Origin of the sequence: Enterobacter sp. JMULE2, from assembly GCF_013337145.1 — a bacterium.
Taxonomy (GTDB): domain Bacteria; phylum Pseudomonadota; class Gammaproteobacteria; order Enterobacterales; family Enterobacteriaceae; genus Enterobacter; species Enterobacter mori.
This window is the reverse complement of record NZ_SGWD01000010.1, coordinates 557,636-574,363: the sequence shown is the minus strand read 5'-3', so window position 1 is coordinate 574,363 and position 16,728 is coordinate 557,636. Positions and strand designations below refer to the sequence as shown.

At 57.2% G+C, this 16,728-nt stretch carries 14 protein-coding genes; 10 read left to right on the top strand and 4 right to left on the bottom strand.

Annotation, left to right across the window (positions count from 1 at the left end):
• Positions 1–19: 19 nt before the first annotated feature.
• The gene (locus tag EXW94_RS03705; protein ID WP_174339509.1) at positions 20–397 is read right to left on the bottom strand and encodes a hypothetical protein; all 378 of its coding nucleotides are present in this window, start codon (positions 395–397) and stop codon (positions 20–22) included.
• Between EXW94_RS03705 and EXW94_RS03700 the strand changes: the two genes are divergently transcribed.
• The 5 genes from EXW94_RS03700 (at position 386) to EXW94_RS03680 (ending at position 6,756) form a co-directional block, all read left to right on the top strand.
• Positions 386–1,705: an MFS transporter gene (locus tag EXW94_RS03700; RefSeq protein WP_126816461.1), complete on the top strand. Its 1,320-nt coding sequence runs from the start codon at positions 386–388 to the stop codon at positions 1,703–1,705. The two genes, EXW94_RS03705 and EXW94_RS03700, sit on opposite strands and share 12 nt — an antisense overlap.
• Before the next feature lie 156 nt (positions 1,706–1,861).
• Positions 1,862–3,514, top strand: a complete 1,653-nt coding sequence (locus EXW94_RS03695) for an MFS transporter (protein ID WP_089598830.1) — start codon at positions 1,862–1,864, stop codon at positions 3,512–3,514.
• 22 nt (positions 3,515–3,536) lie between these two features.
• Positions 3,537–4,619: an HlyD family secretion protein gene (locus EXW94_RS03690; RefSeq protein WP_108417011.1), complete on the top strand. Its 1,083-nt coding sequence runs from the start codon at positions 3,537–3,539 to the stop codon at positions 4,617–4,619.
• A complete protein-coding gene (locus EXW94_RS03685) occupies positions 4,616–5,995 on the top strand; it encodes an efflux transporter outer membrane subunit (RefSeq protein WP_174339508.1) in 1,380 nt (459 codons plus the stop codon). The genes EXW94_RS03690 and EXW94_RS03685 overlap by 4 nt, the downstream gene beginning before the upstream one ends.
• 101 nt (positions 5,996–6,096) lie before the next feature.
• On the top strand, positions 6,097–6,756 hold the full coding sequence (locus tag EXW94_RS03680) for an O-methyltransferase (protein WP_120158099.1): 660 nt from the start codon (positions 6,097–6,099) through the stop codon (positions 6,754–6,756).
• Between the two features lie 82 nt (positions 6,757–6,838).
• Here the strand turns inward: EXW94_RS03680 and hrpA are convergent, their stop codons facing one another.
• On the bottom strand, positions 6,839–10,741 hold the full coding sequence (gene hrpA / locus EXW94_RS03675; protein WP_174339507.1) for an ATP-dependent RNA helicase HrpA: 3,903 nt from the start codon (positions 10,739–10,741) through the stop codon (positions 6,839–6,841).
• Between the two features lie 205 nt (positions 10,742–10,946).
• Here hrpA and azoR point away from each other — a divergent pair, with 205 nt between their 5' ends.
• Entirely contained in the window at positions 10,947–11,552 is a 606-nt protein-coding gene (azoR, locus tag EXW94_RS03670) for an FMN-dependent NADH-azoreductase (protein ID WP_015570577.1), read from the top strand.
• A 90-nt stretch (positions 11,553–11,642) separates the two neighbouring features.
• Positions 11,643–12,329, top strand: a complete 687-nt coding sequence (locus EXW94_RS03665; protein WP_126816460.1) for an RluA family pseudouridine synthase — start codon at positions 11,643–11,645, stop codon at positions 12,327–12,329.
• 7 nt (positions 12,330–12,336) lie between these two features.
• Here EXW94_RS03665 and EXW94_RS03660 read toward each other — a convergent pair whose 3' ends face one another.
• Positions 12,337–12,876, bottom strand: coding sequence for a DUF2058 domain-containing protein (locus tag EXW94_RS03660; RefSeq protein ID WP_174339506.1), 540 nt, complete (start codon positions 12,874–12,876; stop codon positions 12,337–12,339).
• 353 nt (positions 12,877–13,229) lie between these two features.
• Between EXW94_RS03660 and EXW94_RS03655 the strand changes: the two genes are divergently transcribed.
• Positions 13,230–14,204 carry a DUF1852 domain-containing protein gene (locus EXW94_RS03655; RefSeq protein ID WP_174339505.1) on the top strand — a complete coding sequence of 325 codons (975 nt, stop codon included), beginning with the start codon at positions 13,230–13,232 and terminating at the stop codon, positions 14,202–14,204.
• 26 nt (positions 14,205–14,230) lie between these two features.
• A complete protein-coding gene (locus EXW94_RS03650) occupies positions 14,231–15,259 on the top strand; it encodes a methionine synthase (RefSeq protein ID WP_174339504.1) in 1,029 nt (342 codons plus the stop codon).
• Here EXW94_RS03650 and EXW94_RS03645 read toward each other — a convergent pair.
• The gene (locus tag EXW94_RS03645) at positions 15,256–16,194 is read right to left on the bottom strand and encodes a LysR family transcriptional regulator (RefSeq protein WP_174339503.1); all 939 of its coding nucleotides are present in this window, start codon (positions 16,192–16,194) and stop codon (positions 15,256–15,258) included. The genes EXW94_RS03650 and EXW94_RS03645 overlap by 4 nt on opposite strands.
• A gap of 97 nt (positions 16,195–16,291) precedes the next feature.
• Here EXW94_RS03645 and EXW94_RS03640 point away from each other — a divergent pair, with 97 nt between their 5' ends.
• Positions 16,292–16,726, top strand: coding sequence for a DMT family transporter (locus EXW94_RS03640; protein ID WP_174339502.1), 435 nt, complete (start codon positions 16,292–16,294; stop codon positions 16,724–16,726).
• The last annotated feature ends 2 nt before the right edge of the window (positions 16,727–16,728 follow it).

Here is a 16,728-nt window from a genome sequence, read left to right as displayed (position 1 = left end):
CTCCTTACAGCGTTTACGTTCAGAGTACTGCACGCGTCACGGCTGAACAGGGGATCACTCCTAAAGCCAAAACGCCTGTCACTCTGCATTTTCTGGTATTTTTTGAAATAACCAGAAACATCCAAAAACAATTGGGTTGCACCTGCATGTTATGCTTTTGATTATCCGGCATACAAAACATCATGCCAGTCAAACCGCATGTCAAAGCACCAGTCGCTGCTAATTTCACCGTGATCTGACCAGTATAGCCCGCCCCCTGCTTGCCAAACGCCCTATCCAACCCTAAGTTGCTTAACAATTTCACAACCTTTTTATTACTGCGGGTTGCACCTGAAGCGCGCCAGGTGACACCGCGTTCATCCTCTCTGTGGCGGAGCTTCAGATCATGACACAACATGAAAGTACAACGACGGTTTTACGCAAAAACAAGAAGGTGTTAATTGCCAGCCTCACCGGCAGCTCCATTGAATGGTTTGACTATTTTCTCTATGGCACCGCCGCCGCGCTGGTGTTTAACAAGATTTTCTTTCCGATGGTCGACCCGGTAATCGGGCTGATCCTCTCTTATCTCTCGTTCTCGCTGACCTTTTTTATCCGCCCCATTGGCGGTGTTCTCTTCGCCCACATCGGGGACCGTATCGGGCGCAAAAAAACGCTGGTGCTGACGCTGTCATTAATGGGAGGTGCAACCGTCACGATCGGCCTGCTCCCCACCTACGACATGATTGGCATGTGGGCACCCGCCCTGCTGATCCTGATGCGCATCATTCAGGGCATGGGCATTGGCGGTGAATGGGGCGGCGCGCTGCTGCTGGCCTACGAATACGCGCCTGAAAAACGCAAAGGCTTTTTCGGCAGCATTCCGCAGGCGGGCGTCACCATCGGCATGCTGATGGCGACCTTTATTGTCTCGCTGATGACGCTGTTCAGTGAGGACGATTTCCTCTCCTGGGGATGGCGCATCCCGTTCCTGCTCAGCTCAATTCTGGTCTTGATCGGGCTGTGGATCCGTAAGGACATCGACGAGACGCCTGATTTCCAGAAGGTAAAACAATCGGGCCAGGTGGCGAAAGCGCCCCTGCGCGATACCCTGAAACACCACTGGCGTGAAGTGTTGATTGCCGCAGGTCTGAAGGTCGTCGAAACCGCCCCGTTCTATATCTTCTCGACGTTTGTGGTGAGCTATGCCACCACCACGCTGACGTACCAAAAATCTCAGGCGCTGGAAGCCGTGACGCTGGGCGCGCTGGTTGCCACCATTATGATCCCGTTGATGGGGCTGCTCTCCGATAAAATAGGTCGTCAGCGCATGTATGCGGTCAGCGTCTTCGTGCTCGGCTTGTTTATCGTCCCGTGGTTTATGCTGCTCAATACCGGCACGACCTGGGGCATTGTTCTCGCCACCGTCATCGCGTTTGGCGTGCTCTGGGCGCCGGTAACGGCGGTGCTCGGCACCCTCTGCTCTGAAATTTTCAGTGCCAACGTGCGCTACACCGGCATCACCCTCGGGTATCAGTTAGGTGCCGCGCTGGCAGGCGGTACCGCCCCGCTGATCGCCACCGGTCTGCTGGCGAAATACGACGGCGACTGGGTGCCGGTAGCCTGGTATCTGGCGGTGACGGTCGTTATCTCGCTGATCGCCATTTTCTGCGCCAGCCGGATCAAACCAACACCCGTCGTCCAGGCACAACCTGACCACATCTGACCTTTCAGCGGCCCTCCCGGGCCGCTCTTTTTGTTCAAGCGTCCCCTCAACATTTGATTAACATGCGATAATCATATTCACTTGAATTATGATTTGCGTCAGACGTAGAATCATTAGCCCTCTAATCATTACATTTTTTCTAAGGTAAACAACGTTATGCGCCTGCCCGAACGCGATCCTTATGCTCCTCGCGAGTGGCAGCCACATGAGAAGCCCGCCCTGCTGGGTTCCCCCTCCACCCCGGAACACCCTACGCCAAAGCGGATCGCTTACGGCGTTGTCGGCCTGCTGGTCTGTCTGACCGGGGCGCTGGGTAACGCAGTCGTCACCGCCAATCTGCAAAACCTTCAGGGCACCTTCGGCGCCTGGTCAACCGAAATCGCCTGGCTGCCCGCCGTGTATGTGATGACCAACGTTTCCATCAACCTGCTACTGGTGAAATTCCGTCAGCAGTACGGCCTGCGCGCCTTTACGGAAGGTTTTCTGGTGCTGTATGTGCTGGTCACCTTTTTCCACCTGTTCGTGAACGATCTCAGCTCCGCGCTGATGGTGCGCGCCGCCCACGGCATGGTCGCTGCCGCGCTGAGCTCACTGGGTATTTACTACCAGATCCAGGCGTGGCCCGCGAAGCATCGCCTGAAAGCGCTGACGATTGGCATCACCGGCTCGTCACTGGCAATCCCGCTGGCGCGCCTGTTTTCTACGGAACTGTTGCAGCTTGACGAGTGGCGCGGGCTTTACTTCTTCGAACTGGGTCTGGCCCTGATCTCGCTTGCCTGCGTGATGGCGCTGAAGCTGCCGCCGGGTGACAGGCGAAAAGTGTTCGAGAAGAAAGATTTCATCACCTTCTTTTTGCTGGCGCCCGGCGTGGCGCTGCTGTGCGCAGTTCTGTCCCTGGGCCGTCTGGACTGGTGGTTCGAAGCCCCCTGGATCGGCTGGTCGCTGGCGCTCTCGCTGGTGCTGATTGTCTCCGCCATTGTGTTCGAACATAACCGCAGCAACCCGCTGCTGAATACCCGCTGGCTCTCGAGCGGCAGCATCGTCCGTTTAGGGCTGATCATGCTGCTGATCCGCATCGTGCTGGCCGAGCAAAACACCGGGGTCATCGGCTGGCTGCAGTACGTGGGGTTACAGAACGAGCAGATGACCCACCTGGCGTGGTCCATTTTCGCCGGGATTGTCTGCGGGATCGTCACCAGCTGTCTTACCATCAAGCCGACAAAACTGGCGTGGCCAATCATCACCTCGCTGGCGCTGATGATTATCGCCTCGCTGCTGGACAGCCAGTCCAACAGCCTGACCCGGCCGGATCAGCTGATGTTAAGCCAGTTCCTGCTCGGCTTCGGCAGCGCCTTCTTCCTGGCGCCCGCGATGCTGGCAGCCATCGGTGGGGTCATCGCCGACCCGCGCAATCTGGTCAGCTTCTCGGTGATGTTTGGCATGAGCCAGAACATTGGCGGCCTGCTGGGTTCCGCTATTCTCGGCACCTTTCAGACCTGGCGCGAGAAGTACCACTCCAGCCTGCTGGCCGACCAGCTCACCACGCTGAACCCGCTGGTGAATGAACGCATTCAGGCTTACACCCAGATGTACCAGAGCCTGATCGGCGACAGCGCACTTTTGGGGACGCAGGCGATAACGCAGCTGCAAACCGTCACCACCCTGGAAGCAAACATTCTGGCTTACAACGATACTTACCTGCTGACGGCGAGCATTGCCGCCGCCACGCTGGTCTGGATTTTATGGCGCCTGTTGCGCCTGCGCATCACTGCCCGTATGGCGCTGAAGAACGCCACCGGCAACAAATAATTGAACTATTTCTGGAGAGTTTATGAGTCAGCAGGATGCCGCCAAAGAGCAGGCCAACACCCGCAAAAATGTGCGCATTGTTTCCGTATTCACCGCCGCCGCCATCGGTATTGTCGGCGTGCTGGTGATTCTGTACGCGTGGCAGCTGCCGCCGTTCACCCGCCACGCACAGTTTACCGACAACGCCTACGTGCGCGGCCAGACGACGTTTATCAGCCCGCAGGTGAATGGCTATATCACCGAGGTGAACGTTCAGGACTTTGTGCAGGTTAAAAAAGGCGAGGTGCTGTTTCAGATCGACGATCGTATCTATCGACAGCGCGTCCATCAGGCCGAGGCACAGCTGGCGATGAAAATTGCCGCGCTCAATAACAACCTGCAGCAGCGTAAAAGCGCCGAAGCGACGATCGCCAAAAACGACGCGGCGCTGAAAAATGCCCGCGCCCAGAGCCTGAAAACGCAGGCAGATTTAAAGCGCGTGAAGGATCTGACGGCAGACGGTTCCCTTTCCATTCGCGAGCGCGACGCGGCGCTCGCCAGCGCGGCTCAGGGCAGCGCGGATATTGATCAGGCCAAAGCGACGCTTGAGATGTCGCGTCAGGATCTGCAGACGGTCATCGTCAACCGTGGTGCGCTGGAGGCGGATGTTGAAAACGCGAAAGCAGCGCTGGAGCTGGCGCAGATTGACCTGCAAAACACCCGCATTATCGCCCCGCGCGACGGCCAGCTCGGCCAGATTGCCGTACGTCTGGGCGCTTATGTGACCGCCGGGACGCACCTCACCACGCTGGTTCCGCCGCAGCACTGGGTGATCGCTAATATCAAAGAGACGCAGCTGGCGGAGCTACGCGTCGGACAGCCGGTAAAATTCACCGTCGATGCCCTGAACGACAAAGCGTATCAGGGCCGCGTGGAGAGTATCTCACCGGCGACGGGCGTGGAGTTCAGCGCCATCACGCCGGATAACGCCACGGGTAACTTTGTTAAAATCGCGCAGCGTATTCCGGTGCGCATTGAAGTGCTCGGGAAACCGGAAGAGTACAAGCTGCTGCGCCCCGGCATGTCGGTGCAGGTGACGATTGATACGCGGGAGGCGAAGCAATGACCCTTCGCCCACTAGCCAGCCTGGTCGTGGCGGTGATGCTGGCCGGATGCCAGTCGGTTGACGTTGAACCTGCAACATCGTCACTACAGATCCCCGCCCAGTGGCGCGTCGCATCGGGGCCGAACAGCCCGGCGGAACAGCTCTGGTGGCGAAATTTCCACGACAATAACCTGAACCGCTACGTGGACCAGGCGCTGAAAAACAACAGCGACGTCCTGATTGCCCGCGAGCGGATTAATGAGTATCAGGCGCGAGTTTATGCTGCGGACGGCAGCCTGTTCCCGTCCCTTGATGCGGGCGTAACGGGCACGCGCGCCCGCTCGCAGTCTGCCGCGACCGGCCTGCCGGTCTACGGGACGTTGTACAAAGGGAGCCTGACCGCCAGCTACGACGTTGATATCTGGGGCGTCAATCGCAGCACCGCCAATGCCGCTGAGGCGTCGCTGGAGGCGCAAAAAGCCGCTGCCGTCGCCGCGGATTTAACCGTTGCGTCGTCGGTAGCTGCCGGGTATGTCACCCTGCTCTCGCTGGATGAACAGCTGCGCGTCACCGAGTCCACCCTCAAGTCGCGCGAAGAGGCGTTCAATCTCGCTAAACGCCAGTTTGAGACGGGTTACAGCTCGCGTCTGGAGCTCATGCAGTCCGACTCCGAACTGCGTTCTACACGGGCGCAGGTTCCACTGTTGCAGCATCAAATTACGCAGCAGGAAAACGCGCTAAGCCTCCTGCTCGGGAGCAATCCGGGCGATGTGGCCCGCAGTGAAAACTTCGACCTACTGACGCCGCTGAAGCTGCCGTCACAGCTGCCATCCACGCTATTAAACCGCCGCCCGGACATCGTTCAGGCTGAACGTCAGCTGGTGGCGGCAGACGCCTCGCTTGCCGCATCACGCGCCAGCCTGCTGCCGTCGATCAACCTGACCGCAACCGGATCGGTTCAGGATCGCACCCTGTCAGGCTTACTGGATAACCCACTCCAGCTGTGGAGCGTTGGCGGCAGTATTCTTGCGCCGCTGCTGAACCGTCAGGCGCTGAATGCGCAGGTGGATATTTCCCAGTCCCAGCGTAATCAGGTGCTATACAGCTACGAAAAAACCGTGCGTAACGCGTTTGCTGAGGTGAATGACAGCCTTGATGCCATTACGCGCTATCAGGAACAGCTGACGGAACTGCTTGCCCAGCAGGATGTGGCGCAGGAGACGCTGCGCATTGCGCAGAATCGCTATCGCAATGGCTACTCCTCTTATCTGGACGTGCTGGACGCGCAGCGAACATTGTTCTCGGTGCAGACCAGCGTGGTACAGGTGAAAAATAACCTGCTGCTGGCGCAGGTGGATCTCTACCGGGCACTGGGCGGCGGCTGGGTCAGTGCCTGAAAACCTGCCCGGTGGCGCTGCGCTTACCGGGCCTACATTTCGCCCCGTAGGCCGGGTAAGGCGCAGCCGCCACCCGGCAATCCCTCTCAAGGAGTCAATCTATGCAACAACAGTGGTCTGCAGTAGATAATTACATGATTTCTTCGCTTATTCCTGATGATGACGCACTCAATCAGGTACTGGAAAACAATAAACGCGCCGGGCTACCCGAACACGACGTAGCGGCCAATCAGGGGCAATTGCTGGCGCTGTTCGTACGCATGACGCAGGCAAGACGCATTCTTGAGATCGGTACGCTGGGTGCCTATAGCTCAATCTGGATGGCGCGCGCCCTGCCGCCGGATGGGAAGCTGATTACGCTCGAGGCTGACCCGACGCATGCCGATGTTGCCCGCCAGAATATTCACCTCGCGGGGCTAACCGATCGTATTGAATTAATTGAAGGCCCGGCGCTGAGCTCGCTGGAGAATTTCGGCGAGGTTCCGCCGTTTGACCTGATCTTCATCGATGCGGATAAGCCAAACAATCCCGGCTATCTGGAGTGGGCGCTGCACTACTCCCGCCCTGGTACGGTGATTATCGGCGATAACGTGGTGCGTGACGGCGAAGTGATTAACGGGCAAAGCGACGACGCGCGCGTGCTGGGTGTGCGCCGTTTTATCGAGATGATTGGGGATAACCCGCGCTTAACCGCCACCGCGCTGCAAACGGTGGGGGTTAAGGGTTGGGATGGGTTTACGCTGGCGATTGTAGAACGATAACCAGCCGGGTGGCGGCTACGCCTTACCTGGCCTACTTATTCTCCCGTAGGCCCGGTAAGCGCAGCGCCACCGGGCAAGGTTTTTAAGCGGAAATCTGCTCCATCGCCTGCAGGATACGCTTATCCGAAATGGGATACGGCGTACCGAGCTGCTGGGCAAAGAAGCTGACGCGCAGCTCCTCGATCATCCAGCGGATCGCCTGCACGTCTTCATCATCGCGGCGCGCCGGCGGCAGCTTGTTCAGCCACTGCTGCCATGCCTGCTGCACGCTTTCCACTTTCAGCATCTGAACGCGGTCGCGGTGCGGATCGATGGCCATTTTTTCCAGACGTTTTTCAATCGCCTGCAGATAGCGCAGCGTATCGCCGAGACGGTTAAAGCCGTTGCCGGTGACGAAGCCACGATAGACCAGCCCCGCCATCTGCGCCTTCACGTCCGAAAGCCCCAGCGCCATGGTCATATCCACGCGCCCCTTCAGGCGCTTGTTAATATTGAACACGGCGGTGAGGATCTGCTCGACCTGTTTGGCAATCTCTACCACGGTGTCGTTCAGCTCGGCGCGCACCTTTTCATGCAGCTGAGCAAAGGCTTCTTCTGTCCAGACCGGACCGCCCGCCTCGTGGATCAGCTTGTCCACGCCGCAGGAGATGCAGTCATCAATCAGATCCAGCACCTTGCCGTACGGGTTAAAGTACAGCCCCAGCTTGGCTTTGTTCGGCAGCTTCTCGTGCAGATACTTGATTGGCGACGGGATGTTCAGCAGCAGCAGGCGACGCAGCCCGCGCCACATCATCTGCTGCTGTTCCAGCGGGTTATCGAACAGTTTGATCGCCACGCTGTCGCGCTCGTCCACCAGCGCAGGCCAGGCTTTGACCTTGTAGTTACCGCGCTTCTGCTCATAGCTTTCCGGAAGCTGGCCAAAGCTCCAGATGTGCAGCCCGCTCTGCTCGATACCGTCGTCCGCCACCGCAGACAGCGTCTCCTGAACTTTGCCCTTCAGAGCATCCTTCAGCTCGGTTAGCGAACGGCCTTCCAGCAGCTTTCTGTTTTTGTCATCCACCACGCGGAAGCTGATTTTCAGGTGATCGGGCACCTGATCCCAGTTCCAGTCTTCGCGGTCGATGGTGGTGCCGGTCATGCGTCGGAACTCGCGCTCGAGCGCGTCCAGCAGCGGCATTTCCAGCGGCGTGACGCGGCCTAAAAACGCTTCCGCGTAGTTGGGCGCAGGCACAAAGTTACGGCGCACCGGCTTAGGCAAGGATTTGATCAGCGCAATCACCAGCTCGCGACGCAGGCCAGGAATTTGCCACTCAAACCCGCTCTCTTCCACCTGGTTCAGCAGCGGCAGCGGAATGTGGACGGTCACGCCGTCCGCGTCCGTGCCCGGTTCAAACTGATAGGTCAACCGCAGCTTGAGGTTGCCCTGATGCCAGAAGTTCGGGTAGTCGAGTTTGCTGACCGATTCCGCCCCCTCTTTAATCAGCATGCTCTTTTCGAAGTTGAGCAGGTCCGGCGTCTCTTTGCTGGCCTTTTTCCACCAGCTGTCGAAGTGGCGGGCGGAGATAACATCGTGGCTGATGCGCTGGTCGTAAAACTCAAACAGCGCCTCGTCGTCCACCAGAATATCGCGGCGGCGGGACTTGTGCTCAAGCTCCTCCACTTCGGCGCGCAGCTTCAGGTTTTCGCGGAAGAACGCGTGGCGGGTCTGCCAGTCGCCCTCCACCAGCGCGTGGCGGATAAACAGCTCGCGGCTGAGCGCCGGGTCAATCTGGCTGTAGTTCACCTTACGCGCGGCAACCACCGGCAGGCCATAGACAGTCACTTTCTCTGTCGCCATTACCGCGCCCTGCGCGCGCTCCCAGTGCGGTTCACTGTACGAGCGTTTCAGCAGGTGCTGCGCCACCGGCTCGACCCATTCCGGATCGATACGCGCGGCAATGCGCCCCCACAGGCGGCTGGTTTCTACCAGCTCGGCAACCATGGTCCACTTCGGCGGTTTCTTGAACAGGCCGGAACCCGGGAAGATGGAGAAACGGGCGTTGCGCGCGCCGGTATACTCCTGCTTTTCGGCATCCTTCATGCCAATGTGGGACAGCAGGCCGGTCAGCAGCGCGATATGAATCTCGCGGTACTCAGCAGGCTCGCTGTTAACCGGAATGCCCAGCTCTTTCACCACCTGGCGCAGCTGGGTGTAGATGTCCTGCCACTCGCGCACGCGCAGGTAGTTGAGGAAATCCACGCGGCACTGGCGGCGGAACTGGTTCGAGGAGAGCGCTTTCTGCTGCTCGCCGAGATAGTTCCACAGGTTTACGAAGGCGAGGAAATCGGACTCTTTGTCGTGGAAGCGACGGTGCTTTTCGTCAGACGCCTGCTGCTTGTCCATCGGACGCTCGCGCGGGTCCTGAATGGAGAGCGCCGAGGTTATGATCATCGCCTCGCGCACGCAGCCGTGCTTTTGCGCTTCCAGCACCATACGCGCCAGACGCGGATCGACCGGCAGCTGGCTGAGCTGGCGGCCCAGCGGCGTTAGCTTGTAGACCGTGGCCTGCTCGTCGGTGGTAATCGCGCCCAGCTCTTCCAGCAGACGTACGCCGTCCTGAATGTTGCGTTTGTCCGGCGCTTCGACGAACGGGAACGCCGCGATGTCGCCCAGCCCCAGCGCGGTCATCTGCAGGATAACGGACGCCAGATTGGTACGCAGAATTTCCGGGTCGGTAAATTCCGGGCGCGACAGGAAATCGTCTTCGGAATAGAGACGAATACAGATCCCTTCCGACACGCGGCCGCAGCGGCCTTTACGCTGGTTGGCGGATGCCTGAGAGACCGGCTCAATCGGCAGACGCTGGACCTTGGTGCGGTAGCTGTAGCGGCTGATGCGCGCCGTGCCCGGATCAATCACGTATTTGATGCCCGGCACGGTCAGCGAGGTTTCCGCCACGTTAGTTGCCAGCACGATGCGGCGTCCGCCGTGCGGCTGGAACACGCGGTTCTGCTCGCTGTTTGACAGGCGCGCGTAAAGCGGCAGGATCTCCGTGTGGCGCAGGTCGCGCTTGCTGAGCGCATCGGCGGTATCGCGGATTTCGCGCTCGCCGCTCATGAAGATCAGGATGTCGCCCGCGCTTTCGTTACCCAGCTCGTCAACGGCATCAAAAATGGCCTGCAGCTGGTCGCGTTCGGTATCATCCGCCTCTTCCACAATCGGGCGATAGCGCACCTCTACCGGATAGGTGCGGCCCGAGACTTCAATAATCGGCGCGTTGTTGAAATGCTTCGAGAAGCGCTCCGGGTCGATGGTCGCGGAGGTGATGATGATTTTCAGATCCGGGCGACGCGGCAGCAGCTCTTTCAGGTAGCCGAGCAGGAAGTCGATGTTCAGGCTGCGCTCGTGCGCTTCGTCAATGATGATGGTGTCGTACTGCATCAGCAGGCGATCCTGCTGGATTTCCGCCAGCAGAATACCGTCGGTCATCAGCTTGACCATGGTGTTATCACTAACGTGGTCGCTGAATCGCACCTTATAACCAATGCAGCCGCCCGGCTCCGTTTGCAGCTCTTCGGCAATACGGTTCGCCACGGTACGCGCCGCCAGACGACGCGGCTGAGTGTGGCCAATCAGCCCTTTTAGCCCGCGCCCAAGCTCCATACAGATTTTCGGCAGCTGGGTGGTTTTACCCGAACCGGTTTCCCCCGCGACAATGACCACCTGGTGGTCGCGGACGGCCTCGAGGATGTCCTGTTTTTTCTGACTGACGGGCAGGTTTTCCGGATAGGTGATCGCCGGACGTGCGGCTTCACGCAGCGCAACTTTCCCTGCCGCCTGTTCAATCTCTTTCGCCATCTCCTGGTAAATGGCCTGTTGTGCATCAGGATTTTTAACCTTCTTCACCCCGTGCAGACGGCGGGCAAAGCGCTGTTTATCGCGCAGCATCAGGGAATCAAGCTGTTGCAGGAGCATCGGGAAGGTGAGCTTTTGTTGTTCTGTCATAGCGTTAACGGGCAGTGCACTGCCGGATAAAATCTCTTTTTAATGATTGGTATAGAGTACCACATCAGCGCTTTTAGCGCCTTATTCAAAAAATTCGAACATAGACTTCGATATATTGCGCTATCTCTGTGGCAGGATTGTGAATAGAGTGTCAACAAGCAACGGGGCAACCCCCTTCAATCAAATGCAACAACAGGAATCACCCATGAGCAAAGTATTAGTTTTGAAATCCAGTATTCTGGCAGGGTACTCTCAGTCTGGTCAGCTGTCCGATTACTTCGTTGAACAGTGGCGTGAACAGCATTCTGCTGACGAAATCACCGTGCGTGACCTGGCTGCAAACCCGATTCCTGTGCTGGACGGCGAGCTGGTTGGCGCGCTGCGTCCAAGCGATGCACCACTGACTCCGCGTCAGCAGGAAGCCCTGGCGCTGTCTGATGAACTGATTGCAGAACTGCAGGCGCATGACGTTATCGTCATCAACGCCCCAATGTACAACTTCAACATCCCTACCCAGCTGAAGAACTACTTCGACCTGGTAGCGCGTGCTGGCGTGACCTTCCGTTACACCGAAAACGGCCCTGAAGGTCTGGTGAAAGGCAAGCGTGCGGTTGTACTGACCAGCCGTGGCGGTATTCACAAAGATACCCCAACCGATCTGGTTGCACCGTACCTGACCCTCTTCCTGGGCTTCATCGGCATCACCGACGTGAACTTCGTGTTCGCTGAAGGCATCGCCTACGGTCCTGAAGTGGCGACCAAAGCGCAGACCGACGCGAAAGCCGCGATCGACAGCCTGGTAGCAGCATAAGATTTCACCCTCTCACCGCCCGGTGGGAGGGTTTTTCTTTTCCTCCGCTTTTCGTTATCATCCGCTCCCACTCTTCAGCCGGGCGGCCTGATGTCTGTAATCGTCGATAACTTTATTGCCCCACCTTGTCTCGATGAGATTGAAATTCTCTGGCAGGACGAGCACCTGCTGCTAATCGATAAACCTTCCGGCCTGCTTAGCCTGTCGGGCAAAAACCCGCAAAACCTGGATTCCGTTCATTACCGTCTGGTGCAAAACTTCCCGGGGTGCACGCTGGTGCATCGCCTTGATTTTGGTACGTCCGGGATAATGGTGATTGCGCGTAATAAAGCGATTAACGCCGCGCTTTGTCATCAGTTCAGCCAGCGCGCCGTGAAGAAGGTATATAGCGCCCTGCTGTGCGGGCATGTTGAAAATGACGAAGGGGTGATTGACGCGCCGATTGCCAAAGACCCGGCGCTGTTTCCGCTGATGTCGATTTGCGCCGTCACGGGCAAACCGGCGCGCTCCCGCTACCGGGTCATCGAACGTTTTTATCAGACGACGGGGTTACCGTTGACGCGGGTTGCGCTCACGCCAGAGACGGGACGAACCCATCAGCTGCGCATTCACTGCCAGCAGCTGGGTCACCCTATTTTGGGCTGCGATTTATATGGCGGCCTTGAATGGCCGGGCGCCGAAACGACGCCGCGGCTGATGCTGCACGCCAGCGGGCTGGATTTTGTGCATCCGGTGAGCGGCGAGACGATTAACGCCCGACACGCTGCTCCGTTTTAGACAGGGTTTACCACATCAAATCGTCAGGGATTTTGAAGTCCGCGTACGGATCGTCTTCGTCCTGCTCTTCCTGGCTCAGCGCGCTGTTCAACACAATGCTGTCGGCATCGCGTTGGGCAATTTTGTCGGCCACCACCGCCGGGATAATCGCGTATTCACAGTCGCCGCTTGCGTTAATGACCAGGCGGGCAATCGCCAGACGGCCGTTGATCAGCTGAGCCTGGGTTTGCTTGTCGACCTCGATTTTTTTGATCAGATTGCCGTCGGTGAAGTTGAAGGTGATGTTGCCCCTTGAAACGGTGATGCGGTTCATCTCAATCAGCTGCTTCACCTGGGCTTTAAACTCTTTCGCCAGCACGGCCTGCTTCTGCTGCTCGCTCAGCTGCTTGTCACGCTCGATCTGCGCCTTTTTGTTCTCTTCTACCGCTTCCCGAGCCTCGCGCGCCTGAACGCGTGATTTCTTTGCCGTGCGCTGCACTTTCGCCGCTTTTTTGCTGCTGACCAGGCCCGCTTTCAGCATCTGCTCTTGTAAGGTGAGTTTTGTCATGATTGTTTCTAAACCGGTTGGAAATTTTGGGGATTATAGCGGGAATTGAACGGAAATAAAAAATCCCTCTCCCCTGCAGTCGGTAAACGACAAGGGCAAAGTGCATGTCTCAGACATATTGCGAGCTTCGCCCGGCGGCGCTGCGCTTGCACGGGCCTACAAACGACGCTGAACCGTAGTCTGGGTAAGCGCAGCGCCACCCGGCAAGAAGTCAGCAACACCTTAAGCATAACACTTCATGAACTTCCCTCATGTTGCATTGAAATTAAGTCACTTCCCCTGCGTCGCGGGCTCAGGCATAAATTATGCATTGATAACTTCCTGGCAACATGAACTTAGGATACATAACCACAATGAGTAAAGCTTTTACATTTAGCCTTAAGCGCAGTTGCTTCGATGAAAATTACAACCCGTCCGAAAATACGCGTACCACGACCAACTTTGCTAACCTGGCGCGCGGCGAAAAGCGTCAGGAAAACCTGCGCAATACGCTGGTGATGATCAACAACCGCTTCAACGCCTTAGCGCGCTGGGATAACCCTAAAGCCGATCGTTATGCGGTTGAGCTTGAAATTATTTCCGTTGATATGAACATCGATGGAGAAAATAGCTTCCCGGCCATAGAAATATTGCAGACGTTCATTGTCGACAAGCAAACCCATGAGCGCATCGAAGGCATTGTCGGGAATAACTTCTCTTCTTACGTGCGTGACTATGACTTCAGCGTCTTGCTGCTTGAACATAATAAAGATCGCTCAACGTTCAGCATCCCGGAGAACTTTGGAGAATTGCATGGCAACATCTTCAAGCACTTCACCCACTCTGCTGAATACAGAGAAAACTTCAAAAAACCGCCGGTGATCTGCCTGAGCGTCTCCAGCAAAGATACCTACCATCGTACGGGCAACACGCACCCTGTATTGGGGATTGAGTACCAGCCGGACGGTACATCCCTGACTGAACAATACTTTGGCAAGATGGGCCTGAAGGTGCGTTATTTCATGCCTGAGAACAGCGCTGCGCCTTTTGCCTTTTATTATTCCGGTGATTTGCTGGCGGATTATACGAATCTTGAACTGATTGGAACGATCAGCACCATGGAAACATTCCAGAAAATTTACCGTCCTGAAATTTATAATGCGAACTCGACCGCCGGACAGTGCTATCAGCCGGATCTGAATCAGCAGGATCATTCATTAACGAAAATTGTTTATGACCGTGAAGAGCGCAGCCAGTTAGCGATTCAACAGGGCAAATTTACGGAAGAACAGTTTATTAAGCCTTACAAACAACGTCTTGAGCAGTGGTCTCATAACTTCACGCTTTAATTAACCGATAATAAAGGTCTTCTATTATGAAAACATTGCTCCCGACATCAACGGCTGGCAGCTTACCTAAACCAACCTGGCTAGCACAACCTGAAACGCTGTGGTCCCCGTGGAAACTTCAGGATGATGAATTACTGGCGGGTAAGCAGGATGCGCTGCGTTTATCCCTCGACGAACAGCTCCGCGCGGGTATTGATATCGTCAGCGACGGCGAGCAGACCCGCCAGCACTTTGTTACCACCTTTATTGAGCACCTGAGCGGCGTCGATTTTGAGAACCGCCAGACGGTGCGCATTCGCAACCGCTATGACGCGAGCGTGCCGACCGTGGTTTCAGCCGTTGCACGCCAAAAGCCCGTTTTTGTTGATGATGCGAAGTACCTGCGCCAGCTCACCGACAAGCCGATCAAATGGGCGCTGCCGGGCCCGATGACCATGATCGACACGCTTTACGACGCCCACTACAAAAGCCGCGAAAAGCTGGCCTGGGAATTTGCCAAAATTCTCAACCAGGAAGCGCGGGAGCTGGAAGCCGCAGGCGTTGATATTATCCAGTTTGATGAACCTGCCTTTAACGTCTTTTTCGACGAGGTCAACGAGTGGGGTATCGCCGCGCTGGAGCGCGCCGTTGAAGGGCTGAAGTGCGAAACCGCGGTACACATCTGCTACGGATACGGCATCAAGGCTAATACCGACTGGAAAAAGACGCTCGGCTCCGAGTGGCGACAGTACGAAGAGGCTTTCCCTAAGCTGCAGACCTCAAACATCGACATCATTTCGCTGGAGTGCCACAACTCGCGCGTGCCGATGGATCTGCTGGAGCTGATCCGCGGCAAAAAAGTGATGGTGGGCGCGATTGACGTGGCGACGAACCATATCGAAACACCGGAGGAAGTCGCCGATACGCTGCGTAAAGCGCTGCAGTTTGTCGATGCCGACAAGCTTTATCCGTCCACCAACTGCGGAATGGCTCCCCTTTCCCGTCAGGTTGCTAACGGCAAGCTGAGGGCACTGAGCGCGGGCGCAGAGATCGTTCGCCGTGAGCTAACCCTCTAACGCTCACGCTGCCAGTACGGCGGCGTGCCGAACCGCTCTACGTAATAATCAATCACCGCCCTGACGTTAAGGGGCGGATGACGCGCGTTCGGGTAGATCGCCGCAATGGTCTGCGGCTCGGTGTTGATCGAACACTCATGATCCGGCAGAAGCGACACCAGCTCGCCGCTGTTTAACCTTTCGCTCACCAGCCAGTCGGGGAACAGCACGATCCCCATTCCGCCCAGCGCGGCAATCAGCAGCGTTTCGGCGTTGTTGGAGGTCATCAGCGGCGCAACGGGATAGTGAACCCACGCCGCATGTGGACGGCGAATGAGCCAGCGGTTAGGCCCGGACGATCCGCGATAGACAAGGCAGCTGTGATGCGTCAGATCCTCCGGCGCATCCGGCGCACCGTGCCGTTGCAGATAGGACGGCGATGCCGCCAGATGATACAGCTGCTGCCCGAGCACCCGCGCGTGAAACGAAGAGTCCGTCAGCGTGCCAATGCGGAACAACACGTCGGCGGCGTCCCGGTGAGGGTCGATAAAGTCGTCGGTGAGGGTCAAATCAAGATTGAGCCGGGGGTAGCGCGCCGACAGCCCCGCCAGGCCAGGGGCTACGTGCCGCTGTCCAAAAAATACCGGGCAGTTAATGCGAATGAGCCCAGTTGGCTCGATGGATCGCTCATCCAGCTCCCGGCGCGCCTCGTCAAGACTTCCTGCCATCGCCCGGGCGTAGCGGATAAAGAGATGCCCGCTTTCCGTCGGGATCACGGCCCGCGTATTGCGATAAAAAAGCTGCTGGCCGAGCGCGTCCTCAAGCTGGTGGATCACGCGTGAAACCTGCGAGGCGGAGATCCCTTCCCGCCGCGCAATCACGGAGAAATTCTGCGATTCATAAACCGCGATAAAGATCAGCAGCGCGCGAATGCTGATATTTCCGGCATCGATCATTAGTGCATTTCCTGCAATGGTGTTTCCTGCATTATGGCATTTTTCTCACTGCTGATACCCCGTATTCTTCGTCGCCTGGACAACAAGAGAGTGAGCTATGCAACTTATTTTAATTTTTCTGGTGATTGCTGGCGGGATGGGGCTGTCCGTAGAGGCGGGACTGCTGGGCCCCCTAGGCGGCGAAGTGGGTGATTTGTGGGCCACGTTCAGTATCTTCGGCGTGGGTGCCGCGCTGACGTTTCTGCTGATGCTGTTTTTCAGCCCGCGCAACAGTCCGTCATTTTTTACACTGCCGTCCTGGCAACTGCTCGGCGGAATGCTCGGCCCCGTGTACGTGGTCATTCTGACCGTTGCAACACCCGCTATCGGCATCGCGATGACCATGATTGGTATTCTGGCCGGTCAGGTGTTTAAGAGCCTGATCATCGATCACTTTGGTCTGCTGGGTACGCCACACAGGAAGATAAACGCGAAACGCATCGTGGCGCTGGTTTTTATTATTGCCGCACTGGTTCTGGTGGCACAGGGGTAAAC

Coding starts and splice junctions, on each gene's coding strand:
- EXW94_RS03655 (WP_174339505.1), top strand. CDS start 13,230: ATGAGTAAAGCTTTTACATTTAGCCTTAAGCGCAGTTGCTTCGATGAA.
- EXW94_RS03700 (WP_126816461.1), top strand. CDS start 386: ATGACACAACATGAAAGTACAACGACGGTTTTACGCAAAAACAAGAAG.
- EXW94_RS03705 (WP_174339509.1), bottom strand. CDS start 397: ATGTTGTGTCATGATCTGAAGCTCCGCCACAGAGAGGATGAACGCGGT.
- EXW94_RS03665 (WP_126816460.1), top strand. CDS start 11,643: ATGTCTGTAATCGTCGATAACTTTATTGCCCCACCTTGTCTCGATGAG.
- EXW94_RS03645 (WP_174339503.1), bottom strand. CDS start 16,194: ATGATCGATGCCGGAAATATCAGCATTCGCGCGCTGCTGATCTTTATC.
- EXW94_RS03695 (WP_089598830.1), top strand. CDS start 1,862: ATGCGCCTGCCCGAACGCGATCCTTATGCTCCTCGCGAGTGGCAGCCA.
- EXW94_RS03660 (WP_174339506.1), bottom strand. CDS start 12,876: ATGACAAAACTCACCTTACAAGAGCAGATGCTGAAAGCGGGCCTGGTC.
- EXW94_RS03650 (WP_174339504.1), top strand. CDS start 14,231: ATGAAAACATTGCTCCCGACATCAACGGCTGGCAGCTTACCTAAACCA.
- hrpA (WP_174339507.1), bottom strand. CDS start 10,741: ATGACAGAACAACAAAAGCTCACCTTCCCGATGCTCCTGCAACAGCTT.
- azoR (WP_015570577.1), top strand. CDS start 10,947: ATGAGCAAAGTATTAGTTTTGAAATCCAGTATTCTGGCAGGGTACTCT.
- EXW94_RS03680 (WP_120158099.1), top strand. CDS start 6,097: ATGCAACAACAGTGGTCTGCAGTAGATAATTACATGATTTCTTCGCTT.
- EXW94_RS03690 (WP_108417011.1), top strand. CDS start 3,537: ATGAGTCAGCAGGATGCCGCCAAAGAGCAGGCCAACACCCGCAAAAAT.
- EXW94_RS03640 (WP_174339502.1), top strand. CDS start 16,292: ATGCAACTTATTTTAATTTTTCTGGTGATTGCTGGCGGGATGGGGCTG.
- EXW94_RS03685 (WP_174339508.1), top strand. CDS start 4,616: ATGACCCTTCGCCCACTAGCCAGCCTGGTCGTGGCGGTGATGCTGGCC.